This is a genomic window from Balneola sp. EhC07, from assembly GCF_001650905.1.
GTDB lineage: Bacteria > Bacteroidota > Rhodothermia > Balneolales > Balneolaceae > Balneola.
In genome coordinates this window covers 430,344-453,627 of sequence record NZ_LXYG01000017.1, presented here as the reverse complement: position 1 = coordinate 453,627, position 23,284 = coordinate 430,344, and the positions used below count along the sequence as shown (strand labels likewise).

At 38.4% G+C, this 23,284-nt stretch carries 21 protein-coding genes; 8 read left to right on the top strand and 13 right to left on the bottom strand.

The features are described from left to right. Nucleotides 1–6: 6 nt before the first annotated feature. Complete coding sequence (gene ileS / locus A8B79_RS11280) at nucleotides 7–3,168, bottom strand: isoleucine--tRNA ligase (protein ID WP_066222530.1); 3,162 nt, start codon at nucleotides 3,166–3,168, stop codon at nucleotides 7–9. 174 nt (nucleotides 3,169–3,342) lie between these two features. Between ileS and A8B79_RS11275 the strand changes: the two genes are divergently transcribed. Together A8B79_RS11275 and A8B79_RS11270 are read left to right on the top strand one after the other, a co-directional pair. Further along, nucleotides 3,343–3,855, top strand: a complete 513-nt coding sequence (locus tag A8B79_RS11275) for a low molecular weight protein-tyrosine-phosphatase (protein ID WP_066222528.1) — start codon at nucleotides 3,343–3,345, stop codon at nucleotides 3,853–3,855. Beyond that, nucleotides 3,852–4,706 (top strand): fructosamine kinase family protein, encoded by an 855-nt coding sequence (locus tag A8B79_RS11270; protein WP_066222526.1) that lies wholly within the window; start codon nucleotides 3,852–3,854, stop codon nucleotides 4,704–4,706. The genes A8B79_RS11275 and A8B79_RS11270 overlap by 4 nt, the downstream gene beginning before the upstream one ends. Nucleotides 4,707–5,010: 304 nt before the next feature. On the opposite strand, the gene A8B79_RS11265 is transcribed toward A8B79_RS11270, so the two are convergent. After that, nucleotides 5,011–6,036: an Atu2307/SP_0267 family LLM class monooxygenase gene (locus tag A8B79_RS11265; protein WP_066222523.1), complete on the bottom strand. Its 1,026-nt coding sequence runs from the start codon at nucleotides 6,034–6,036 to the stop codon at nucleotides 5,011–5,013. Between A8B79_RS11265 and A8B79_RS11260 the strand changes: the two genes are divergently transcribed. Then, nucleotides 6,023–6,856, top strand: coding sequence for a helical backbone metal receptor (locus tag A8B79_RS11260; protein ID WP_082894156.1), 834 nt, complete (start codon nucleotides 6,023–6,025; stop codon nucleotides 6,854–6,856). The genes A8B79_RS11265 and A8B79_RS11260 overlap by 14 nt on opposite strands. A 149-nt stretch (nucleotides 6,857–7,005) precedes the next feature. On the opposite strand, the gene A8B79_RS11255 is transcribed toward A8B79_RS11260, so the two are convergent. Then, the gene (locus tag A8B79_RS11255; RefSeq protein WP_066222520.1) at nucleotides 7,006–7,497 is read right to left on the bottom strand and encodes a DinB family protein; all 492 of its coding nucleotides are present in this window, start codon (nucleotides 7,495–7,497) and stop codon (nucleotides 7,006–7,008) included. A 264-nt stretch (nucleotides 7,498–7,761) separates the two neighbouring features. Between A8B79_RS11255 and A8B79_RS11250 the strand changes: the two genes are divergently transcribed. Beyond that, nucleotides 7,762–8,274: a GIN domain-containing protein gene (locus A8B79_RS11250; protein ID WP_066222516.1), complete on the top strand. Its 513-nt coding sequence runs from the start codon at nucleotides 7,762–7,764 to the stop codon at nucleotides 8,272–8,274. A gap of 90 nt (nucleotides 8,275–8,364) precedes the next feature. Then, entirely contained in the window at nucleotides 8,365–8,742 is a 378-nt protein-coding gene (locus A8B79_RS11245; RefSeq protein ID WP_066222513.1) for a DUF1801 domain-containing protein, read from the top strand. A 70-nt stretch (nucleotides 8,743–8,812) separates the two neighbouring features. Here A8B79_RS11245 and A8B79_RS11240 read toward each other — a convergent pair whose 3' ends face one another. Continuing rightward, on the bottom strand, nucleotides 8,813–9,178 hold the full coding sequence (locus A8B79_RS11240; protein ID WP_066222510.1) for a co-chaperone GroES: 366 nt from the start codon (nucleotides 9,176–9,178) through the stop codon (nucleotides 8,813–8,815). A gap of 83 nt (nucleotides 9,179–9,261) precedes the next feature. On the opposite strand from A8B79_RS11240, the gene A8B79_RS11235 reads away from it, so the two are divergent. After that, entirely contained in the window at nucleotides 9,262–10,128 is an 867-nt protein-coding gene (locus A8B79_RS11235; RefSeq protein WP_201118566.1) for an SDR family oxidoreductase, read from the top strand. Nucleotides 10,129–10,174: 46 nt separating this feature from the next. Here A8B79_RS11235 and A8B79_RS11230 read toward each other — a convergent pair whose 3' ends face one another. From A8B79_RS11230 to A8B79_RS11205, 6 genes are all read right to left on the bottom strand, one after another. After that, nucleotides 10,175–11,317: a phospholipase D-like domain-containing protein gene (locus tag A8B79_RS11230; protein WP_066222508.1), complete on the bottom strand. Its 1,143-nt coding sequence runs from the start codon at nucleotides 11,315–11,317 to the stop codon at nucleotides 10,175–10,177. A 10-nt stretch (nucleotides 11,318–11,327) separates the two neighbouring features. After that, a complete protein-coding gene (locus A8B79_RS11225) occupies nucleotides 11,328–11,495 on the bottom strand; it encodes a DUF1328 family protein (protein ID WP_066222505.1) in 168 nt (55 codons plus the stop codon). Nucleotides 11,496–11,533: 38 nt separating this feature from the next. Next, entirely contained in the window at nucleotides 11,534–11,731 is a 198-nt protein-coding gene (locus A8B79_RS11220) for a hypothetical protein (protein ID WP_066222502.1), read from the bottom strand. 147 nt (nucleotides 11,732–11,878) lie between these two features. Beyond that, entirely contained in the window at nucleotides 11,879–12,547 is a 669-nt protein-coding gene (locus A8B79_RS11215; RefSeq protein WP_066222499.1) for a DUF2461 domain-containing protein, read from the bottom strand. Nucleotides 12,548–13,364: 817 nt separating this feature from the next. Next, nucleotides 13,365–17,027, bottom strand: coding sequence for an ABC transporter permease/M1 family aminopeptidase (locus A8B79_RS11210; RefSeq protein ID WP_066222497.1), 3,663 nt, complete (start codon nucleotides 17,025–17,027; stop codon nucleotides 13,365–13,367). Nucleotides 17,028–17,038: 11 nt separating this feature from the next. Next, complete coding sequence (locus A8B79_RS11205) at nucleotides 17,039–17,929, bottom strand: ABC transporter ATP-binding protein (RefSeq protein ID WP_066222490.1); 891 nt, start codon at nucleotides 17,927–17,929, stop codon at nucleotides 17,039–17,041. Between the two features lie 205 nt (nucleotides 17,930–18,134). Here A8B79_RS11205 and A8B79_RS11200 point away from each other — a divergent pair, with 205 nt between their 5' ends. Together A8B79_RS11200 and A8B79_RS11195 are read left to right on the top strand one after the other, a co-directional pair. After that, entirely contained in the window at nucleotides 18,135–18,728 is a 594-nt protein-coding gene (locus A8B79_RS11200; RefSeq protein WP_066222487.1) for a hypothetical protein, read from the top strand. Between the two features lie 52 nt (nucleotides 18,729–18,780). Beyond that, nucleotides 18,781–19,380, top strand: a complete 600-nt coding sequence (locus A8B79_RS11195; RefSeq protein ID WP_066222484.1) for a hypothetical protein — start codon at nucleotides 18,781–18,783, stop codon at nucleotides 19,378–19,380. A gap of 99 nt (nucleotides 19,381–19,479) precedes the next feature. Here the strand turns inward: A8B79_RS11195 and A8B79_RS11190 are convergent, their stop codons facing one another. Genes A8B79_RS11190 through A8B79_RS11180 form a run of 3 tightly spaced genes read right to left on the bottom strand, consistent with a single transcriptional unit; the run spans nucleotide 19,480 to nucleotide 23,283 of the window. Further along, entirely contained in the window at nucleotides 19,480–20,109 is a 630-nt protein-coding gene (locus tag A8B79_RS11190; protein WP_066222482.1) for a YdeI/OmpD-associated family protein, read from the bottom strand. A gap of 32 nt (nucleotides 20,110–20,141) precedes the next feature. After that, nucleotides 20,142–21,875, bottom strand: coding sequence for an endonuclease/exonuclease/phosphatase family protein (locus tag A8B79_RS11185; protein ID WP_153038426.1), 1,734 nt, complete (start codon nucleotides 21,873–21,875; stop codon nucleotides 20,142–20,144). A 19-nt stretch (nucleotides 21,876–21,894) separates the two neighbouring features. Next, nucleotides 21,895–23,283 carry an alanine dehydrogenase gene (locus tag A8B79_RS11180; RefSeq protein WP_066222477.1) on the bottom strand — a complete coding sequence of 463 codons (1,389 nt, stop codon included), beginning with the start codon at nucleotides 23,281–23,283 and terminating at the stop codon, nucleotides 21,895–21,897. Nucleotide 23,284 lies beyond the last annotated feature (1 nt).

The following is a 23,284-nucleotide window of genomic DNA, read 5'->3' as shown; positions in this document are numbered from 1 at the left end:
TTATCCTTATGTATTAACTGTTCTGCGAATAGATATTTTGCAATCATCATCGCCAATTTCCCACTCTTTTACAAAGTCGGAAACGTCTAAATTTTCAAGTTTAATTTCTTCAGCAAGTGTTTCTCTTTTAATGTACTCATCCATAGAAACCACTGCTTCTTTAAGATCTTCTGATCCCGTAAAACCAATTTGTATTCTGTCAACTACATCAAAGTCTGCTTCTTTTCGCATACTCTGTACTCTATTAACGAACTCTCTGGCGAAACCCTCAAGTTTTAATTCCGGAGATAATTCCGTGTCGACAGCTACGCTTAATCCGCGTTCAGTTTCAACTTGCCAACCTTCCAGTCCGGTTCTAACGATCTCAAGACCGTCTTCGTCTAATCTAATTGTTTCACCATCCTCAAGGGTTAACTCAAGGAAACCATTTTTTTCAAATTGAGTGATCTCATCCGTCGATAGCTGAGCAATTTTAGCTGCAACAGGTTTCATTTTGGGGCCAAGCTTTTTTCCTAAAACCGGGAAATTGGCTTTCGCTGATTTATGTACAATTCCTGAATCATCATCCACAAACTGAATGTCTTTCACATTCACCTCTTCTAAGATAATATCTTTTACGGATTCAATGGCCGCTCTTTCTGCTTCGTCCTTGATCGGTAGAATAATTCTAGCCAGAGGCTGTCGAACGTTCATCTCGATCTGATTTCTAATACGCAGAACAATGGAAGAGATCAATCTTGCCATATCCATTTTATGTTCAAGCTTTTTGAAAATCGCGGTCTCTTCTACAGTTGGGAAGAATGATATATGAACTGATTTTTCTTCCAAGCCTGTAACTCTGTTCAGATTCTGATATAGCCACTCGCCCATAAAAGGTGCTATCGGGCTGATCATTTTACTCAGACTTTTAAGACATTCGTACAAAGTTTGGTAAGCAGCTGTTTTATCAAGCGTATTACCTTCTTTCCAAAAACGACGACGATTTCTTCGTACGTACCAGTTACTTAATTCTTCTACAAACTCTTCTAATTCTCTGGCAGCTTTGGTCGGCTCATAATCTTCTAAAAATCCTTCTACCGTTTTAATGGTAGTATTCAATCTGGAGATAACCCATTGATCAATTTCAGGACGTTCATTGGTAGGAATCTGGGAACCGGAATAAGTAAATCCATCGATATTTGCATACAAGGCAAAGAAGGAATACGTATTCACTAAAGTATTGAAGAATTTTCGCTGAACTTCTTTCAGTCCGTCTTCAGAAAACTTTAGATTTTCCCATGGTGATGAGTTACTCATCATGTACCATCGAACTGTATCAGCGCCGTATTTATTTATGAGTTCAAAAGGATCAGCAGTGTTACCTTTCGACTTACTCATTTTTTCGCCGTTCTCATCCAGAACCAAACCATTGGAGATCACATTACGGAACGCTTCTTCATTAAAAAGCATCGTTCCTAAAGCGTGCAATGTGTAGAACCAACCTCTTGTTTGGTCCACTCCTTCTGCTATAAAATCAGCCGGATAATTGTAGCTGAATTCATGATCGTTATCGAACGGATAATGCCATTGAGCAAACGGCATTGCGCCTGAATCGAACCAGACATCTAAAAGATCAGGAATTCTTCTCATGGTTCCGCCATCGGGAGCTTCCCATGTAATATCATCTATGTACGGCCTGTGAAGATCGATTTCGTCCAGCTCATTGAGCCCTGCTTTCTCACGAAGCTCTCTCATACTTCCGATACATTCCACATACTCAGGGTCTTTATCACTAACCCAGATTGGAATCGGAGTTCCCCAATATCTTTGTCTTGAAACAGCCCAGTCTACATTATTTTCCAGCCAGGTTCCAAAACGACCACTTCCTGTACTTTCAGGTTTCCAGTTTATTTTCTTGTTTAGCTCAACCATGCGTTCTTTAACACTGGTAGTTTTGATAAACCATGAATCAACTGGATAACTCATCAGCGGTGTTCCTTTTCTCCAATCAAACGGATAATTGTGAACACAAGTCTCATGCCTGAACATCAGGTTCTTTTCTTTTATGGCACGCGCAATATCTTTATCAGCTTCTTTGAACCACTGTCCTTCAAAATCAGGTGCTTCACTGGTGAATTTACCTTCCCTATCAATAGGATTGAACATCGGTATACCAGCCTTTTGGCAAGAATCAAAATCATCCGCACCATAAGCCGGAGCAGTATGAACTACGCCTGTTCCTTCATCAGTAGTAACATATTCTGCTTCGATAATCTTCCAGGCTTCTGACTTGTCAAAGTCTTTAAAAGCAAAGTCAAAAACCGGTTCATAAGTTCTTCCTAATAAAGAATGCCCGGGAATTTCTTCAAGAATTTCAAAACCTTCTCCGAAAACCTGTTCTGCACAGTCTTTAGCGACAATAAAATTCTCACCTTCGAAAGATACTTTTGCGTATGTAAGCTTTGGATTTATGGTCAACGCCATATTCGAAACTACCGTCCATGGAGTCGTAGTCCATGCCAGGTAATAAGTGTTTTCTTCGCCATCAGCTTTAAATTTCACATAAACGGAAGGATCCTGAGTTTCTTTGTAACCCAAACTTACTTCATGAGAGGACAGCACCGTTCCTGAACCTGGAGAATACCATTGGATCTTGTATCCTTTATACACCAATCCTTTTTCAAAAAGCTTATCAAAAGCCCACCAAACAGATTCAATGTATTCGTTTTTGAATGTGATATACGGATCTTCCTGATCTACCCAATAAGCCATACGGGAAGTGAGATCATCCCAAAGATCTTTATACTTAAGAACACTTTCACGACACTTCGCATTGTATTTAGCAATGCCAAACTCTTCTACCTGAGAGCGGCCTTCTAAACCCAGCTCTTTTTCTACTTCAATTTCTACAGGTAAACCATGTGTATCCCAACCCGCTTTTCGTTCTACTCTGAATCCTTTGAGCGTCTTGTATCGACAGAACATATCTTTCACTGTTCGCCCCATTACATGATGGATTCCCGGCTTACCGTTAGCAGTTGGTGGTCCTTCATAAAATGTGAAGGGTATTCCATCTTCCCGAGTTTCTAAACTCTGTTTAAAAATGTCATGGTCCTTCCACCAATTCATTGTCTCAACTTCCGACTTCGGATAGTTAAGCTGCTTTATTTCTTCAAACTTTTTCGACATATAAATATGTTGTCCACAGAATAATTTTAAGCCTCAAATATACAAAAACTTAGCAAAAAGCAGGCATTGAGTTCGGAATATTAGTTTTGTATGAAATTTCCTAAAACCGTTAAAAATTTTGTATCTATGGGCTTAACGGTGCTTTTTTGCAAACATTAAAATTTTAATTCAGACATGAAAACATATTTACGGACAATTACGAAAGAAAATCCTTACAAATTGTGCTTTGTATGCCTCGGTAATATTTGCAGAAGTCCGACCGCTGAAGGGCTCTTTATTCATAAAGTAAGAGAAGAAGGATTCGAAAATTATTTTTATATCGACTCGGCCGGTACGGCTGCTTATCATGTAGGAGAAGGCGCAAATAGTAAAAGTCAGGCTACAGCAAATAAACATGGAATTCATCTCCCTTCTAAAGCGAGAAAATTTGAGTATGCCGATCTGGAGGAATTTGATCTTATTCTGGCTATGGATAGAGAAAATTTTTCGAATATTCATGATTTGGACAGAAGAGATCGGTTTGCTCATAAAATTAAACTAATGAGAGATTTTGATCCTTCTCCGGAAGACGGAAGTGTTCCTGACCCTTATTATGGTGGTTTACAAGGTTTTGAGAATGTTTTTCAGATTCTGAGCAGAAGTACCGAAGCATTACTGAACGAATTAAAGCCTCATATTGAGAAATGATCCCTGACCGTATCAGATCTGTAGTTGAGTTAAAGCTTGATGACGAAATTATATCTTCCAAAACTCAATCCGGTGGAGATATTAATAATGCTTCAATTATAAAGTTGAGTGATGGTGAATCCCTTTTCCTTAAATGGAACAGTTCTGCTCCTGACCATATGTTCGAGACTGAGTCTAAAGGCTTAAAGATACTTTCTGATGCGAACACTGATCTGGTAATTCCTGAGGTGGTTGAGGTCGGAAAAAACTTTCTGCTGTTAAGTTTGCTTATTCCCGGTTCCGGAAATTCAGGATCTGCTTATGGATTTGGAACGGAGTTAGCAAAACTACACCAACATTCTGCTGCTACTTTTGGGCTGGATCATGATAACTTTATTGGGAAATTGCCTCAGAGTAACATTCAACATCAAAATTGGGCCGATTTCTTTGTTTCCGAAAGAATTGAACCACAAATCAAACTTGGAATTCAGACCGGAAAATTTGAAAGCGATCTAATTCCAATCGTTGATGCACTTCATAAAACTGTTCAAGACCTTTTCCCATATGAACAACCTGCGCTTCTGCATGGCGATCTTTGGAGCGGAAATTATATGTTTACAAAAAGTGGAGTCGCAAGTATTTATGACCCTGCAGTTTACTACGGGCACAGAGAAATGGACATCGCCATGACTCGTTTATTCGGTGGTTTTTCCTCTTACTTTTATGAAGGGTATAATTCAGAATATCCTTTAGCGGATAGATTTGAAGATCGTATTGAACTCTGCAATCTGTATCCGATCCTGGTTCATGCTAATTTATTTGGAGGCGGGTATATACACCGAACTCTGGAAATTTTGAAGCGATTTGGTTAGGTACACCAGCGAGGATTTCAATCCGCTGCGATATGAAAGTCGATTGAGAATACTTTTAAGGCCTGGGGTTGTTCGGACTAAAGTCCTCTCTGATGAACTTGATTCTGAACGTAGGTGGTGCGCAGATTTTGCTAAGTACACTAGCGAGGATTTTAATCCGCAGCGATTTAAGAATTGCTGGGATTACACGCACCGCAGAACCTAAATGATCTGCTTGTTTAAAATACAAAGCAATTTAAAACCTTAAACCAGAAGGATGCTTGCGTCCGAAGAAATAGTACATTTTTTACACTTGGGACGAAAATCACCCCAACTCTTTTCTAACAACGGGCGCCACTTCCGTAGCAAACAGTTCTATCGATTTCATCATCTTTTCATGAGGAACGCTACCCACACTCATTTGCATCAGAAAGCGATCGTGTCCGAAAATTTCATGCTGATATAAGATTTTATCAATGATCTCCTGTGGACTACCAATAAAGTTAGCGCCTTTAAGCATGGTTGATGATTCAAATTGTTCTCTGCTCATTGGTGCCCAACCTCTCTCACTTCCGATCTTATCCATAGTCTGTTTAAACGCCGGGAAAGCAATGTCTTTTGCTTCTTCTGAAGTCTCCGCAATAAAACCATGAGAATTGATACTTAGAGCAGGCTTTTCTTTTCCATTGTCTTTTGCTCCCCGCTCATGAATATCAGCAAATTGCTTGAACTGCTCGGGCAATCCTCCGATAATTGCCAATGCTAATGGTAATCCCAGAGCGCCGGTTACATATGCTGATTTTGGCGTACCTCCTACTGCTCTCCAAATAGGTAATTCCGATTGCATCGGTTGCGGATATATTCCTTTGTCATCAATTGCAGCTCTGAAATTTCCGGACCAGGTTATTTTTTCGTTTTCTCGAAGCTTCATCAAAAGCTCTAATTTCTCTTCAAACAGCTCTTCGTAGTTCTGTAAGTCATAACCAAACAATGGAAACGATTCAATAAAAGAACCTCTTCCTACCATGATTTCTGCTCTCCCTTTTGATAACAGATCTAAGGTAGCAAACTGCTGAAAAACCCGAACGGGATCCTCTGAACCCAAAACCGTAACCGTACTTGTTAATCGTATATTCTTTGTTCTGGCTGCAATAGCTGATAAAATTACCGCCGGAGCCGAAGCCACATACTCTTCACGGTGATGTTCTCCAATCCCATAGATATCCAAACCGGCTTGATCTGCCAACTCAGCTTCTTCTATTAAATTCTGCAACCGCTTGGAAGGATGCAATTTCTCTCCGGTATTCGGATCCGGATTATTATCTACAAAAGTGAAAATGCCTAATTCCATATTGGTGGTTATTGGTTCCGTTGTTGATTGGTTATCTTACATATTAATTCTAAAAATAATTCAATTTCCGGAAATGTCTTATCAAAGAATCATAAGTCTGGTTCCTAGTCTTACACAATTAGTACTGGATTTGGGACTTGGCAACAGACTTGTTGGCAGAACCCGTTTTTGTATCCATCCTGAAGAACTGGTAAAGGAGATTCCCATTATCGGTGGAACAAAAAATCCGAATATTGAAAAGATACTATCTCTGAACCCTGATTACATTATTGCCAATCACGAAGAAAACAGAAAAGAAGATGTACAAGAACTTCAGGCACATACAGAAGTAAATATCACAGAAATTGATACTATAAATGATGCGATAAATGCAATATGTGAACTTGGCGGAGACTTGGGATTGGAATCAAATGCTCAAAAGCTTGTTGATGAAATTATGGTTTTGCTGTCCGAGTCTCCGAAATATCCGCCTTTAAAAACAGCTTACTTCATATGGAAAGATCCGTGGATGGTTGCTGCTAGTGGCACCTATATTGATTCTGTAATGAAGCATTATGATCTGGAAAATATATTTACTGATCAGCAACGTTATCCTCAGATCTCTGTAGACGAACTGCAAAATCAAGATCCGGAATTGATCCTTTTGAGTAGCGAGCCTTTTCCTTTCAAGCAAAAACACATTGAAGAAATAAAGGAAATCTGTCCTGATGCTAAAATTGAACTAATTAATGGAGAATGGTTTAGCTGGTACGGTTCCGGAATGCTTGAAGCTTTTGACAGACTTAATGCCTGGAGAGCTGAACTTGATACTGGTATTTAATGTCTTAAGCTTTATGAGAACTCAGATTTAGTCTGACAGTAACTTTTCTGTTCTTTTCTTTAGTTCTTAATCATAAAAAAGCACCAAATGTGATCCAACTTAAACTGAACCAACCAAATGGTGCTCGAAGAATGTGGTATATGTTTTAACTACTTATATGACGGAGGAGCAATACCATTTGCTCTCAGATAGGTAACCATTTGCCCGCGATGATGAGAATTATGGCGGAGCACCCCAATTACCCCGGAAGTAAAAGGTCCGCTTTCTTCAGCATTCATAACTATTTCTGTCATTGAATCGAATTGCTCGGTTACATATTTAACCAACTCATCTTTAGACATCGCATCTTCATCTCCCGGTGCCCAGGCTATTGGAGTTCCTTTCAGTCTGTTGCTAAACCACTCTAAACTATACGCAATGTGGTACGCTTGTGCTGCAAATGTTCGAACATCTTCCGTTGGCTTAAAAGAATAATCATCTGCTGGCATTGCGTTGAAAACTTCGATTGTGAAATCTTTAGCAGAAGTCAATGTGCTTTTTAAATATTCATACTGACTTTCCTGAGCCTGCCCGTTTAACTGTATTGATAATCCAGAAATGATAAACAGTGGTAATATTTTGAAGAGCTTTTGGTTTTTCATAATGGTAGAAGTATGTGTGTTTAGTTTGGAATAAAAAACCTACGCTTACTACCCCGCAATGTTTTATGATTCATGTTTTTTTACATTAAACTCGTGTATCTGTCATCACCGCAGAAAATAAATTAGAAGTGAGCTATTTTTCACTTTTAACTTTCACTTTCCTGTTTTTAACATTTATTTAACATCTTCGGTCGCAACTAACTAAGATTGCACTCGTCTAAGGTTCAAGACTATCATCAAGAACCAAAATCAGAGAGTACAATCATGAAAACCCTAATCCTTTCTCTTATATCATTGCTGGTGCCACTAGCTCCATCAACAGATATTACCCCAACCGACTGGGTAACAAAACAAATTTCGGTAGAATCGTTTGCTGACCTTTCCATAGAATCAGCGGGAAACATCGTAGTTTTATACAATGAAAAAAACACACTTCAGATCAATGGTGAAGGAGCCTGTGTTGAAGCATTCGAAACAAATGTATCTGAGAATACTTTACACATAACAAAAAAAGATGGATTTGATAACTGCAAAGCTGAAGTAGTTATTGGAGCTCCAAAAATTGTTGATATCAATGTGAAGAATGGCGGAATTATCAACCTTTCATCTGTTAAAGCGGACTCTATGTTTGCATCAATTGAAAGTGGTGGAATAATTAGTTTAGATGCTCAGGAATTTCTTTATGGAAAAATAAAGGGTGGTGGAATCATCAATTACAAAGGAAACCCGTTTGTTCATAAAGATATTATAGATGCAGGCGAAGTTAAAAGAAACTAGGTTGAGAGAGACCTATTCATCAAGAGAGTGGCTTTCAATTAATTTTGGGAGCCACTTTTTTTTGATACCTAATTTTTATTAATCTCCAATATGCAAACTATAGAAGATTACATTTATGGATTTGAAGGAGATCAACAGGAGGTGCTTTTATACTTTCATGATGTGTTAACCTCATTTCCTGCTGTGACACCTAAGATCAGGTATAAGATTCCATTTTACTATCAAAACACATGGGTTTGTTATCTGAATCCCGTAAAACCGGATAAAATCGCGATCTGCTTTTTAAGAGGCTACGAGATGTCTAACGAACAAGGTTTACTGGAAAGCAAAGGCCGGAAACAAGTGCTTAGTGCTGAATTCGCATCGGTTGATGAAATCCCTAAAAAGTTAATGAACGAGATCATAAACGAAGCACTCTTTCTGGATGAAACCGTCCCTTACAAACCAAAGCGGAATAACGAATATTGACTACCCAATAATGAATTTTTAAAAAAATACTTCGATACTCGATATTCCCTGTTCTGTATTCGTTATTTTTTCAGTCTTCATCTCTGATCAACAGGAGAACAGCACTGTGCGGTACTATAAGATATTTCTCATTTTCGAATTCAATTTCATGCGCTCTGCTTTTCAGGAAAATAGCTAAGTCGCCGGCGTTGGCTTGCATACCGATATACTTTGTGTCTTCATTAGCTTTCCAGCTTTCTTCAAAATCTGTATTGGGAATAGGATAACCGGGACCTGTTTTTATGATATAACCACTTTGGATCTCTTCTTTTTCCTTTACAGAAGCCGGTAACACTAGTCCGCTCCGAGTATGAGTTTCCATATCCCTTGGTTTGATGAGTACGCGATCACCAACTACTATAAATTTTTCAACTGAATTAAGGTATTCCTGTATCATAATCTTAAAGTTTATGAAAAAATAAGGAATTCTGAACCTTTGAGTTTAGATTAACGTGTAGAAAACAAAAAATGATTTCAACTATGGATATGACAAATAAACTCTGCGTAATTACAGGCGCTAATTCCGGAATAGGCTTCGAAACTGCAAAAGCATTGGCTAAAAAGGGAGCTTACATTGTAATGGTTTGCAGAAATGAAGACAAAGCCATCCAAGCAAAAAATGAAATTCTGCAAACTGTAGATGATGCCGGAATCGCAATCGTACTTTGTGATTTCTCTATTCAGAAGGAAATTCATAAAGCAGCTGAAGAGATCACATCCCGATACAAAAAAATAGATGTTCTTATAAATAATCATGGCTTTATAGCTTCCGAAAGAAATGAGACCGTGGATGGACTGGAAGAAACTTTTGCAGTCAATCACATTGGTTATTTCCTCTTCACTCATCTGTTGCTGGATAATATAAAAGCAGCCAAAAAAGCCCGTATTGTAAACGTAGCTTCTGACGCTCACCGCGCCGGAGAATTTGATCCTGAGAACATTCAACTTCAGGAAAATTTCAGCCCAATGAAAGCCTATGGAAACTCTAAACTCTTTAACATTCTATTTACTAAAGAATTGGCTGAGCGATTAAAGGATAGCGATGTCACCGCAAACTGTCTTCACCCTGGCGTGATTCGTTCTAATTTTGGACAAAGCGGAGAATGGTATATAAGTTTGTTTTACAAAGTATTTGGTGTGTTTATGACTTCGAACAAAGAAGGCGCCGAAACATCTGTTTATCTGGCCAGCTCTGATGAAGTTGAAAATGCAAACGGCGCTTATTTCAAAAACATGAAAGCGGTCGCTCCAAAGAAACAAGCCAGAGATATGGAAGCTGCAAAAAAGTTATGGGAAATCAGCGAAGAACTTTGTGATCTAACGAATCAACCTGAGATACAATTATAAAAACAAATAGCTCTCATTTTGTGAGCAGGTATAAGAAGAACATATCTTACAGTTGTTGCCTAAATGGACGAACGATTACTTCCAAAGCTCTTTTGACGGAATCTCTTTTTTTCCATCTGAAATTTGTAATACGCTCACAGTAATCCAGGTCTTCTTCGAAGTGAGCAAAAAGTTCTTTAAATATACTTTTGTCGATCATAACCAGATTGATCTCATCATCTTTTAGCATAGAACGATGGTTGAAATTTGCAGATCCTATACAAGAAAGCTCATCATCAACCATAATTACTTTGGCATGCATCATTGTTTTCTGATAATAGAATAACTCCACTCCCGCTTCCAGTAATCTTTCAAAGCTGTGACCCGCCATTATTTTAGTAGCTCTTTGATCTGTGTACTTTCCCGGAAATATGATCTTTACTTCTATCCCTTCTTTGGCTCGTTTAGTCAGCAGTTCAACAAGCTTTTCATCAGGATTAAAATATGCAGTCTGAATAAGAATTCTTTTTTCAGCCAGCTCAATTAAAGATTGATACAAAAGAACAATATCGCTCCAGCGTACAGAAGCAGAAGTACGAACAGTCTGAATTTTTACAGAACCGGTACTTTGTAATGTACTTGTCTCACTTTTATTTATTTCCAGCTCATTTCCCGCTTCGATCCAGTTTTCAGTGAAAGCCGCTTTAATTCCCTCCACAGCAGGACCTTCTATTTTAAAATGAGTTTCTCTCCATTCGTCTTTATTTCCGGCATCACCGGTCCACTCTTCAGCTATACCAACTCCGCCGGTAAATGCTGTTTTTTCGTCACAGATAAGAATTTTTCGATGCGTTCTGTTATCCATTTTCCAAACTTTCCATCTGGAAAGCGGACGAAACCATACCACTTCAACTCCCGAATCGATCATTAGGTCAACAAGTTCCTGACGCATTGGAAAAGCTCCGTACGAATCCAAGAGCACTTTTACCATTACACCTTCTCTGGCTTTTTTTGAAAACAACTCAGCAAATTCAACTGCTATATTTCCCTGCCAATACACAAAAGTCAAAAAAGAAATTGACTTCTGTGCTTTAGAAACAGCCTCTTTCATGGACGGAAATATTTCATCTCCGTTTTTTAGAACGGTTACAGAGTTTCCCTCAGTAAATGGCACCCCAATAGTTTGTTCAAGGGCTTGCTGATACCCCATATGTCATTTTTTAAGTAGGATTTTTTCTTCTCCCAAATAGTAATGAAAGCACAAATAAAACTAAAAATATATAAAAACATATTTCAGCAATACCTGCTGCCGCACCTGCAATGCCTCCAAAGCCTAATACAGCTGCAATTAACGCTATAATAAATAGTGTAATACTCCATCTTAACATGGCTCTCTCCTTTTCTCTTAATTAAATCTAATCTCTGTTTACTTGGACCTTGCGATCAAGATACCGGCCAGCATAACTACTGCAGATATCAAAACAGGAACATAATCACCTGTACTTACTGCTACATCAGCCCCAAATGCTTCAAATGATTCGGAATCCTGAAAATACATGTAGCCGTAATAAATAACGCCTATTAAACCTCCGGCTCCCATAATCTGTCCGATTGTCTTCTTCATAAAAATCTCCGTTAGTTTATGTTAGATAATAGCTTAAAGGAAATCGTACCGAATTAGTTCCTTTATTTAATTCTGCCGCTGGTTGGGTTTCTTCTTGAGAAATGGATGCGACTAGAAAATCTCAATAAAATTTACACTGATCTTTTGCTATTTCGTGTCACGGGTAAGCACTTCGCTCATGTAATCAAAATAGGGGCGGATAACCAGAAATGATTTTACTATTTCAAATACGAAATCTTCCGAAAGTACTTCCTCGTCTGAAAATTTATGGGACAAATGGAATTGCTTGAACCGTATCAACTCAATATCAGGATGTTCCTTATCAAAACCTCTGGGCGATGTTTTTACAGCGTCGCCCTGAAACGTTCCCCATATATTTTTAAAATCAGAGTCTGCTAATATCTTTTTTAGCGGTTTGGAGTCATGAGCGATATCTTCTCTGATCAATTTAAGGTCAGCTGAATTAGGATTAAAAAAACCTGCTGCTATAAAACAGTTCCCGGGCTCAATATGGATATAATGTCCACCTCTCAGCCATTTCGTTGCTCGAGCCATTCTGGCACCGAAATACGGCTTATATGGTGATTTGTCTTTTGAGAAACGAACGTCTCTGTAAATTCTGAAAAGAGATTTTTTGCCTGAAATGGTTTCGATATTATCGACTTTATTCATTTCAGCGATCATATCATCCATGAAACCGATCATGTTCTCATGTGCAGTTCTGTAACGTTCTTTATTACGCTCAAACCATTCGCGGTTGTTGTTAACCTTTAACTGGTTTAAAAACTCCAGAGTAGACTTCTGAATTGCACCCATGATCTCAGATTTGTTTTTATCTCAAAGAAGATAGCCAGTCGTCCCTGAATAAAAAACTGATTTTATAAACCGAAGTCCTCTAGCAGGTTTTTCTGCAATGGCTTAGTCACTTCCTTTTGACATTAAATAATTATTGCCGGTTTTTGGAAAAAAGGGTCATCTCGCAGACTGTCCGTTGCACTTGTAGATGTTAGATAATTCGTTGACAGTTTAGTTGTAATAATTCTAGAAAAATTCGCCCTTAGTATTTAAGGCGGAAAAGAGAGCGTGATCCGGATGTGTCTGCGAAGCAGGAATAATCCTTTCAGGTCAAGAGTCTAATAACTTTCTCAGAACGAGAGAAGACCTTTAGGATTATTCAGCGCAGGATCATTGAACCCGTCTTAAATACTTCGGCTTGATCTTTTGCTACTTTTGTATCAAGACAAAAGTAGGTACCCTATTCTAAGCTAAGTGTGTTTACAGGATTCAGTTCCTTAGCTCTATGTACTTTTGTACCGACAAAAGTACCAAAAGCTCCCGACAAGAATTATTGGCGAGAACTCCATTACATCAACTAATCATTACAAAAGGTCTTCGTTCAAACTGAACACATTCAAGAATCATCCTGAATGTAATGATTGCTCCTTCGGAGCCGTCGATTTCATTGCGTTCTTGGCTCGCCAATAATTCTAAAGGTCGGAGTAGTTGGAAGCTTTTTCGGAAATCGTCAGGATTATAAATAAGACAATTTTTGTAAGTGAATTATCAACCATCTACAGGAATGACTATGTTGAGCTTGGTATTTAAAGGAACCATTAAAAAGAAGTAAAAACCGTTATTCAGTCCCCTCTTTCAGCACTCTTTTATTATCGTTCGAATCCGTATCGATCAACTTATTGTATGGATCAATTCCGGCTGAAACAGGTTTTTGATCTACTGTTATACTTACCAGATTCTCGATCTCCGTGATCTTGTGTTTTTTCAAATACAGCACCGTTTCTTTGCCGTCTTCATCCACTCCGAATACTCCTACATCGATCCAGTCCTCAAGTGGCAACGATTGCAACGGTCTTCTCCGTCCTTCTATCTCAACTGAAAGACTATCGCCTGCGGTGTTTTTATATGATCGTTTTCCTTCTTCACTGGTGCGATATTTTGTGGCATAGAATTCCAGATCAACTTTGAAAGTACTGTCTTCAAGTGTTTCAAAAGAAGCATCTTTTACACTGTTATCATACAGCGTAATTGTTCTGAACATATCTTCCAGTAAATATTTTAATGAATCCGGAGTTGCTTCATCCAGATAAGAAAGGAATTCAGTTGCAGTTGTATAAGGCGGATTCTGAAAAGCAACGGCATCAATATATCTGCTTAAAGCGGCATTCATATTTTCCTCGCCGATATAATCACTTAATGCATACAGAACCAAAGATCCTTTATTATAATGGATGTATTGCTGGTTTTCGTTATACATCAACGGCTTTTCTTTTGATGATTCAACCGCTCTTCCCAACAAATAACTATCTAAAGCGTCTTTCAGAAAGATTCTCATTTTGTCTTCGCCGTATTCTTTCTCAAGTACTTTCAAAGAACTGTACTCCGACATGCTTTCACTCATCACCGTAGCTCCCTGAACATTGGCACCAATTACCTGATGCGCCCACCACTGATGCGCCACTTCATGCGCGGTAATGCTGAACGGATAATCAACTCCGTCTTCATTTTCTTCATCCACTTCTGCAATAAAACCGATGGCTTCAGAATACGGAATAGTATTCGCAAACGATTGAGCAAATCCACCGCCTGTTCTCGGAAACTCAATGATCCGAACTTGTTTATGCTGATAAGGACTAAATTCTTCCGTGTAATAATCCAGAGACCTTTTCACTCCTTTAATCATCCTGTCAATATTGTAATCATGATCTTTGTGATAGTACACTTCAATGGCAATATCATTCCATAAATCTTTTGCGACTTCAAATTCTGCGGATATGAATGAATAGAAATTCAGCATCTTGCTGTCCATTTTATAATGGAAATAACGACGCCCATTTTCGGTCCACTCATCCTGAAGATATCCCGGTGCAATAGCGATTTGTTCCGACGAAGTGCTAATGGTGGTCTCAAAATCGATCCAGTCCGCATCATAAGCGATGTAAGTGTTCTGTAAGGCTGCAGAATCTGTTTGTGATGCCATACGCTCTTTAGGTGGTAAACCGAACTTCTCGCGCGATTCCTCGCCTCTTAACTCACTTGCAGGATTGTATCCGATACGGGGAAATAAACTGTTATTTACGAATGTACCGTTTGCTCTGATTGGAGAATTATTTCTGAAAATCCCATTCGGTTCATTCGAAATATTAAATGTAAACACTACGGAATCTCCCGGCTGTAATGCTTCTGCAAGCTGATATATATCGTAATTCATGGAATCATCTTCCAATACCAGCTCCGATGGTTTCTCAAAACCAAACTCAGTTATAAATCCTCCATGATCTATGTGGATGGAATCAATAGCTACGTCTGTTTTGTTAACCAGAATATATTCTCCACGAGCTTCAAAGTCACGGCTTTCAGGATAGATATCCAGATTCACATTTACGTCTACAATTCTCGGTTGAGCTATATTCTCAAATTTCCCGTAATTCTTCTCCCAGTCTGCCAGTCTTTTTTCCAATTCCTTAGACGACAGATTTTCATTCTCAACATTGTTCACATAATAGATCCACGTTCCCATGGATAGGAATCCTATCAGACTGATTGAAAACACTGCTTTCAGAATTGGTGTAAATGCTTTTCGGGCATCAGAAAATCGCTCAGAAATGGAATCAGGAACTCCGCGCCTGAAGAAGATGATCGAAAGAACATACAGCGCCGTTCCCAGCAACAACCAATACAGCTTATAGATATAATAAGGAGACAAAGTTGATCCATATCCATTCATATCAGAATATGCAGTGCCCGGCGATTGATTGAACTTGAAGATCATTTGTTCCACACCGATCTGATCTATAAAATTCAAACCGATTGACACGATCAGTAACAGGAAAAAACCCATGTAGAAGTTTTTGAACAGCGTATGAACAAAGATTGCCAAAAATCCCCAGATAACTACATGCACCAGTTTGATGCCATATAATTCGAATAAGTACTGTCCTATCTCAAAATTGAAATACCCGGCGAAGATCTGAATCCCCATTCCCAGAAACATTATCCCCAATAATAAAACCGCCTGCATTTTTACCAACGCAAAAAATTTAGATAACAAAATTGCCCAGTTCGGCATAGGAGTGGAATGAACCAGTTGGTCGATCTTATCCGTTCTACTTCTGTGGATGAGCATCCCTGCATATAAAAATGTGAGCAGATTTATGAACAAGCCAAAAAACAGTCCCGGAAATTCCAGCATTTGCCAGGTTACCGGCAAAGTATCTGTACCATAAATTTCGGCGCTTACAGAAATCGTTACCAGCGACAATAAAAGCCCGAGAATAGTAATAATGATAAACGCCCAGCTTTTGATAATGTATTTGAAATCCTGATTGGAAATTATCCATGCAGTTTTAAAACTCTCGATGAACGAAAAGTCTAAATTCACTTTCGGTAACTTCACTGCCATTATGCTTCCGAAGTTCTTTTTTGTAACCGCTCTGCCTTCTTTTCTTTTGAAGAAACTGAATGAGAAAGCCTCCTGATCAAAGCTGAATGTGCGGTATACAAATCCGAAGACCAGCAATCCAATACCTGTCCACAGTAAACGATTGTATAATATGATATCCCCGAAAGGCAGTGGGTTTTCATTTCGCTCGTAAATAGTCCAGTATTCTGTGTAGTAGTTATTAGCAAGCGAGCCAAACGGGTCCAGCATTGCTGTCAGAATCTTATTATCGCTGTCTTGGGTTAAAACTCCAGCAAAACCTTGTAGAATAATCAGAGCTAAAACAGTGATAAAACCTACACTCACATTTCGGGTAAATGTAACTACGGCAAATACTATTGCTCCGTAGAAAACAAGATTTGGAATCAAATAGTAGACAAACGACTGAACATAGTTCATCAAAATAAATGGCCCCAGCAATTCAGGATTAGTACCGGGAAGTACACTTCCCAACATGATCCCGATAGCCGCAAAAGAAAGCACTATAATTGTAATCGTCAGACCACTCAGAAATTTCGCGAGCAAATACTCCCATTTTTTAAATGGATAAGAAAAAGTGACCGAATGCATTTCATTATCAAAGTCCTTGAATATTGTCCCTCCAATAATTGAAGGTAGCAAGAAGAACATAATGACGGTCATTTCATTCAACAGACCGTTGATAGCGATCGCTGAATTCACAATGGTCACCGAATTTATAGTAGCGGTAATACCTTCGAAAATTCCGGCAGCCGCTGCCATTATAAAAGCGGACAGGAAGAACATGATTCCACAGTAAATGTAGAAAAGAGGCTTACGGAACCAATACCGGATCTCGAATGAGAAAATAGAATAGAACATAATAGAATCTGTTAAGCAGCTACTACTTCGCTGTCTTTGTGAAGGGTTACGAAGTAAACATCTTCCAACTCGGGATTGCTTGAAGCAAAACTTTCGTCCGGCTGCATCTCACTGTGTACTCTTATGTTCAGTGAATTATCCTGATTGAAATTAGAAGAGATCACATTGAATTTAGCTTCATGTTCTTCCAGATCATCGCGCTGGATATTTTTGGTCCACATCTGTCCTTTCAGTCTTTCCACGCCTTCAGTTGGGGTATGATGACTTAAGATTTTCCCTCCATTCATGATCGCCATATCCGTACACAATTCTTTCACATCATCCACAATGTGAGTAGAAAAGATCACGATGTTATTAGTTCCGATCTCACGAAGTACATTTAAAAACCGGTGTCTTTCTGCAGGATCCAATCCGGCTGTCGGTTCATCCACAATGATCAATTTCGGACTATTCAGAAGTAATTGAGCAATTCCGAATCGCTGTTTCATACCTCCGGAATATCCCTTCACATTTTTCTTGCGAACTTCCCACAAGTTGGTAATTTCCAGTGCCGTTTGAACAATTTCTTCGCGCTCTTTTTTATTGCTGATTCCTTTTAATCTCGCAAAATACAGCAACAGATCTTCTGCACTCATTTTCGGATAAACACCAAATGACTGTGGCAAATACCCCAATGTCTGGCGAAGAGCGATCTTGTCCTCAAGAATATTTATACCATTTAATGAAGCTATCCCTGAATCAGGAGCTTGTAACGTTGCGATGGTTCTCATCAACGTAGACTTCCCTGCACCGTTCGGACCCAGAAGCCCAAACATTCCTGCTGAAATATCAATAGTTACATCGTCAAGTGCTTTTACGCCATTTTTATACGTCTTTGAAATATTGGATAGAGATAATTCCATAAATAAATTTTCTTATGTGGATGAATATACCTGCCTCAGACAGACTCCATGATAATAACGAATACTGAATTAGTAGCAAAAAGAGATGTGATTATTACAGGATGGTTTTAAGAAACGTTTTAATTGCCCGGACTTGAATTGAAATTATTAGGAAGATATAAACGACAAGTTTATTTTTGAATAGCACTGAACTAAAAATGATCTTATGCCTAAATATTTATTACTGATTCTGTTTCTATTGCTGAACATCACTGTAAAAGCTCAAAAGCTTTCTTCATCTGAAAAAGATAAAATAGAAGCCCGCCTAGATGAATATATGACTCTTATTTCAGCAGGTGAATATGAGGCCATAATGGAATATGTCTATCCTAAAGTTTTCACTATTGCCAGCAAAAAAGATATGATTGCGATGTTTTCCGGCATTGGAACAGGTTTAGAATTTAGTTTTGACAACCCTGATTTAAAATGGATCGAGGGAGTCCATAATAATAATTATGCACTTATTAGATATTCCATGGAAATGGGCATAAAACTGGTAAGTGAGGAAACCAAAACGGAGTCCATGTTCAATACTATGAAAGTTATATTTGAGTCTCAATTTGGTGCTGAAAATGTAGAAGCTCAAAAAGAAGACTTTTCTCTAAAAGTAAATGCAGGCAAGTATATCGTAGCTATAAACGAAGATATACATTCAAACTGGTTTTTTATGGAATTTGATGAATCAAACCAGGCTTTAATGAGTATGTTGCTTTCTGAAGATTTGATTAGTTCGGTTAATACAAGAATAGCAAAGGAGTAGACGAAACTATATCGCAGAAAACCCCGGTAATTTTTTAGCAAAAAAATCATACATGAAAGAACCCAAGATCTCAGATGCTTTTCCCATTGTTTTAATACTAATTGGGGCTTCGTTCAATTTGATATACTTCTTTTATGAGACTTTTTATAGATTCCTATTTATCTATGCGGAATACATATTTTTATTTCTGTTTTTTGTGTTTTCATTTTTAGTTCTTTTTGGGCTTTGTGAACCAAAAAAGAAGCCTCTCTATTTCAAGTTATCATTAACGTTTATTCTGATAACCACCCTTGTTCATTTTTATAATCCGAATTGGTTTCGCGGCGCCTCCATTCTTGAGGCAAATCTCGTTGATGATCTTTCAGCAATTGAATTGACTATTTACGAGGATGACTCCTGTGTTTCGAAAATCCATATGATGTTTGGTTTCACAAATGATTTTTCCGGAGTTTGTTTGATCGAAGATGAAAAAATTTTCTTCATAGAAGACCCATATGATATTAATTCATTTTATCCAGACACAGCTTTTATTATTGAAAATAAAATGATTATCAGGTTCCATGATAATCGTGAACCCGATTCCACATATGGTAGTTTTTTCCGCATAACTAAGAATACTTTTTCTTCGTCCCAAAAGGTTCAACCGGACTGAAGTCCTCGCTTGTTTACTTAATATCTATTTTGCCAAATTCGCTTTTCTTTAGGTTTGCTAGCAAGGGATTTATCCCGCAGTAATTACAACTACAGATCTCTACTTCACCTTCTTCCCCTCCAGTAAAAGTTCTATCGTCTTTTTGATTCTTCGCGCTCTGGTTTCATCTTTTTTGGCGTCATGAATCCATCTCACATATTCTCTTCGGTGACTGAAAGCTAAGGAATCGAAAAAGATTTGGGCTTCTGGGTTTGCGTTCAATTCTTGTTGGAGGTCTTTGGGAGGAATTACTGTTTTAGTTTTACGGTCAACTCCGGGCGGGTCTTGTCCAAATTTAGAAGGTTTTTTCTGAGCTCCTTTTTTGGCAAGACTCATTATCGACCAATCCGTATTCATTGAGATCAGTTTATTGGGATTCATTTTTAACCCGTTTACTATTCCCCAAATAATATCCCGGTTCAGATCAGAAGAAATGCTACCACTCTTTTTAGGATAAGCCACCCATAACTTCCCGTCCTTTTTAGAAAATTTCTGATTCTTCGGGAGTAGTTCTGCTAACTCTTTTTCATTGTGAACAAAAATGATTACTGAATCGTAAGCTTTTTTAGTTGCTGAATTTTTTTCAAGACTTAACCCTTTAAAATCAGATTCCAGTTCTTCCGGGCAATTGATCAATAAAACATTTTGCTCTTCTTTGATGTTTAGTTTTTGAATAAGTTTTTCGTTCATAGAGCTTCTCTATCGAGTTTGATCCTGCAAAATTACTTAACTAAAATCATCTTTTTGGTTACAGATGCTTCATCAATGGTAAGCATATAGTAATATATTCCGCTAGAATATGAACTTGCATCAAAATTTACAGCTTGTAATCCACCTCCTTTTTTTCCCTCTAAAAGAGTTTCCACTTTCCTGCCAAGTGCATCAAATATTTCTAACTTTATAAACGCCGCTCTTTGAAGTTGAAAATGAATAGTCGTTGATGGGTTAAAGGGATTCGGATAGTTCTGAAAAAGCTGAAAATCGGCAGGTATCATACCGGTTTCCTCATTTCCTGTAGGTATTTTAAAACTAAAATCTCCTACAATTGGAAGATGATCAGAGGCTAACACAACATCCTCTTTCTGTAAACCGTAAGCGACCAAAGAATCCGGGTGCATTTCCGGAGTGTGTAAAGAAAATGCATTCTCTGCTTCCATAACTGAGCCAGTGTAAACCATATAATCTAACCTTCCTGCACTGAATGACGATCCGGAAGAATACCATGTAAATGTTGTTGGCAATCCCGGATTTACCGGTTTAAGATCCTCAAGGTTAGTATTGTCCCAATCGGGAATAAAATCTGATCCGTAACTGCTTTCATCAGTAATATCCCCGGTAATTAAGGTGGTTTGCTGATCCGCTAAACCAACTAGATTCATATCACCCATAATCACTATCGGAGTATTTTCTTCAATATCGAATTCTGAACCGGATTTTGAATCTCTAACAAACGCCATGAATTCATCGATCTCTCTTTGTCTTCCATCATTATTTTGGCAACAAGGTGGATGTGCTACAACTGCTAATAACTTTCTATCTCCCAAGTCTAATAAATAAGCTGCATTTCCGGATAAACTTTTTTGTTTGATCACGGGATAGCGACTCACGATCAAATTATCATTTCCAACATCGCCACTATACCACTGTTCTCCGGTTTCAGAAGGAAGGAATTCTTCAATCAAAGAGGCTGCCTGTTCGCCACTATTTTCATAGACCTCTTCCAATCCAATAATATCAGCATCAATAGCTTGAAAAATTCTTCGGAAATTCTCTTTTGCTGATGGATTGAACAAATTATCCCTTTCAACATTGTAGGATAAAACTCTGAGATCGTTCGGATTTCTTTTCTTCAAGGAATAGTTTTCAGCTTCATAGATATTCTCATCGTTGAATGCATACGTCAACGTTCCGGACCCGTTATCCGGTAACAAGTCTCCATTTGATTCAGACGAACGAATCATAAAATCAAATGAGCCGGAAGTAAATAGTGATGTACCATCTATTTCTGCAGCACGATCAATTTTCATTTCAAATACCGATGAAGTAACTGTAGGCGCTGTTACCAAGCCAATATCATAGGAATTAAAACCGGAAGATTGAGGATCATAAAACCGACCACTTCGTTGCCCGAAATTGAAAATGAATTCGTATCCAATCCCCGAAAAAAATTCCCCTGTCTCAGAATTACTGTCAAGATCGATCAATAAGGAGATATTGTTCCCTTCCTGCAGATTTATCTCTTCACCAACTTCCAGATAAAAATAAATGTATAGATCATCGTTATAGATCTTCAGAGTTTTGAAATCGATTGGATATCCGGAATTATCTCCTGATGCATCATCATAAAAAGAGCTTATACTTTCCCAATCAGAAAAATTCTCATCAATGGAAATTGTCTGGGCCGATATTAAAACCGGAAAAAGGAATAGAAAACTGCAACATAGAACTTTTAGCATTTGCTTAACTATTCTCAATTCAAAATCTCCCACAAACTAACGCCTGTTCCACTCCGGGAGTCATTTTATTCAATCCGTCAATGAATTTATCCTCTCCGATCAGGATATCTGCAATTTGTCCACTGTATTTAATAGCAGTTTCTCTCATAAATCCCATCATCGGCCAACCCCATAATGCTGAGAACAGAACTCCGTCTTCTTCAAAATAAGGATCGGTTAAATAAGTACACTCAATTACATTTTCGACGGCACTTCTGTTTGTGGCGCTTCCGCCCACCAGATCAATAACCACAGTTCCGTCTTCAAGTAAATTCTTAGCATGCTCTTTGGTCACCAGATAATTTACACCCCGCAAATGAGCCGGTTGTTCAGCCCCGTTTATGATCAGATCTGCATCCTTTAAATACTCTTCTATATTTCCTTTTTGAGTTTGATCCTTTCCAAGCACATGAATAGTTCGGACTCCATTTCGATGACATTCATCAATTGCGCCCATTCCTACATTTCCATAACCCAGAACTACAGCAATTGCTTCTTCCGAAGACTTCTTCTTAGAACTTTTGTCTTTCAATAATTCCAATCCGTATCGGGCGCCTGCTCTTCCTGTTTCATGAAGTGCTTCGATCTTTCTTTTACCGAATTTCGGAGATGGATTTACAAGCCGGTAATATCTTAATGCCTCATCACCATGATCGGTTATAAAAGAATGAATATCGAATGTTCTTCCCACTTCTATTTTTGAGATGATTTTATTCGGATCATCAAAAGAGGCAGAATCATATACAATGACTGAGTTTCTGTTCAGAGATCCCAATTCTTCAATACTTACATCTTCAGGATGGAGCACTAAGCTTTTCGGTGAATGATCCATAAAGCGACGAACTGCTCCACTCATCCTTTCACTGTAGCCAATTACATGGAATTCAACTCCGCTCACTCCTGCTCTTCTGATATCAGCTTCCAGACAATTTTCAGCTGCCATTAATCCCAGTATCAGATCGTTTGGGATTTTTTCCGGTGACTGAACCACATATTCCATCGCTACCACGTTGATTTTATGATCTTCAAGAAGTTTTGCCCGTTCCGGAAACGAACTAAAATGTGCCATACAAAAAAGTGTGCTTCCTGATTCCATTAAAGGAATACTTTCCATCGCAGGCCCTTTGAATTTGATGACCATCTCTTTGTTTTGATAGAGCTCCTCATTCTTCTGAAGCTTAGCCCCCGATTCAACATATTCTTCATCTGAAAATCCAACTCCCTCTCCTGCTCCGTGCTCCACAAACACTTCACATCCAAAGTCGACTAATTTTTTAACATCATCCGGAATTAATGCGACTCGCTTTTCTAATGCTCCGGGATTTTCAGGTGACTCGATCTCTTTCGCAAGTCCAATGGTTTTGTACATA

Excerpts from the sequence above, each read along its gene's own strand:
- ileS (WP_066222530.1), bottom strand. The coding sequence starts at position 3,168 with ATGTCGAAAAAGTTTGAAGAAATAAAGCAGCTTAACTATCCGAAGTCG.
- A8B79_RS11275 (WP_066222528.1), top strand. The coding sequence starts at position 3,343 with ATGAAAACATATTTACGGACAATTACGAAAGAAAATCCTTACAAATTG.
- A8B79_RS11270 (WP_066222526.1), top strand. The coding sequence starts at position 3,852 with ATGATCCCTGACCGTATCAGATCTGTAGTTGAGTTAAAGCTTGATGAC.
- A8B79_RS11260 (WP_082894156.1), top strand. The coding sequence starts at position 6,023 with ATGCCTAATTCCATATTGGTGGTTATTGGTTCCGTTGTTGATTGGTTA.
- A8B79_RS11265 (WP_066222523.1), bottom strand. The coding sequence starts at position 6,036 with ATGGAATTAGGCATTTTCACTTTTGTAGATAATAATCCGGATCCGAAT.
- A8B79_RS11255 (WP_066222520.1), bottom strand. The coding sequence starts at position 7,497 with ATGAAAAACCAAAAGCTCTTCAAAATATTACCACTGTTTATCATTTCT.
- A8B79_RS11250 (WP_066222516.1), top strand. The coding sequence starts at position 7,762 with ATGAAAACCCTAATCCTTTCTCTTATATCATTGCTGGTGCCACTAGCT.
- A8B79_RS11245 (WP_066222513.1), top strand. The coding sequence starts at position 8,365 with ATGCAAACTATAGAAGATTACATTTATGGATTTGAAGGAGATCAACAG.
- A8B79_RS11240 (WP_066222510.1), bottom strand. The coding sequence starts at position 9,178 with ATGATACAGGAATACCTTAATTCAGTTGAAAAATTTATAGTAGTTGGT.
- A8B79_RS11235 (WP_201118566.1), top strand. The coding sequence starts at position 9,262 with ATGGATATGACAAATAAACTCTGCGTAATTACAGGCGCTAATTCCGGA.
- A8B79_RS11230 (WP_066222508.1), bottom strand. The coding sequence starts at position 11,317 with ATGGGGTATCAGCAAGCCCTTGAACAAACTATTGGGGTGCCATTTACT.
- A8B79_RS11225 (WP_066222505.1), bottom strand. The coding sequence starts at position 11,495 with ATGTTAAGATGGAGTATTACACTATTTATTATAGCGTTAATTGCAGCT.
- A8B79_RS11220 (WP_066222502.1), bottom strand. The coding sequence starts at position 11,731 with ATGAAGAAGACAATCGGACAGATTATGGGAGCCGGAGGTTTAATAGGC.
- A8B79_RS11215 (WP_066222499.1), bottom strand. The coding sequence starts at position 12,547 with ATGGGTGCAATTCAGAAGTCTACTCTGGAGTTTTTAAACCAGTTAAAG.
- A8B79_RS11210 (WP_066222497.1), bottom strand. The coding sequence starts at position 17,027 with ATGTTCTATTCTATTTTCTCATTCGAGATCCGGTATTGGTTCCGTAAG.
- A8B79_RS11205 (WP_066222490.1), bottom strand. The coding sequence starts at position 17,929 with ATGGAATTATCTCTATCCAATATTTCAAAGACGTATAAAAATGGCGTA.
- A8B79_RS11200 (WP_066222487.1), top strand. The coding sequence starts at position 18,135 with ATGCCTAAATATTTATTACTGATTCTGTTTCTATTGCTGAACATCACT.
- A8B79_RS11195 (WP_066222484.1), top strand. The coding sequence starts at position 18,781 with ATGAAAGAACCCAAGATCTCAGATGCTTTTCCCATTGTTTTAATACTA.
- A8B79_RS11190 (WP_066222482.1), bottom strand. The coding sequence starts at position 20,109 with ATGAACGAAAAACTTATTCAAAAACTAAACATCAAAGAAGAGCAAAAT.
- A8B79_RS11185 (WP_153038426.1), bottom strand. The coding sequence starts at position 21,875 with ATGCTAAAAGTTCTATGTTGCAGTTTTCTATTCCTTTTTCCGGTTTTA.
- A8B79_RS11180 (WP_066222477.1), bottom strand. The coding sequence starts at position 23,283 with ATGTACAAAACCATTGGACTTGCGAAAGAGATCGAGTCACCTGAAAAT.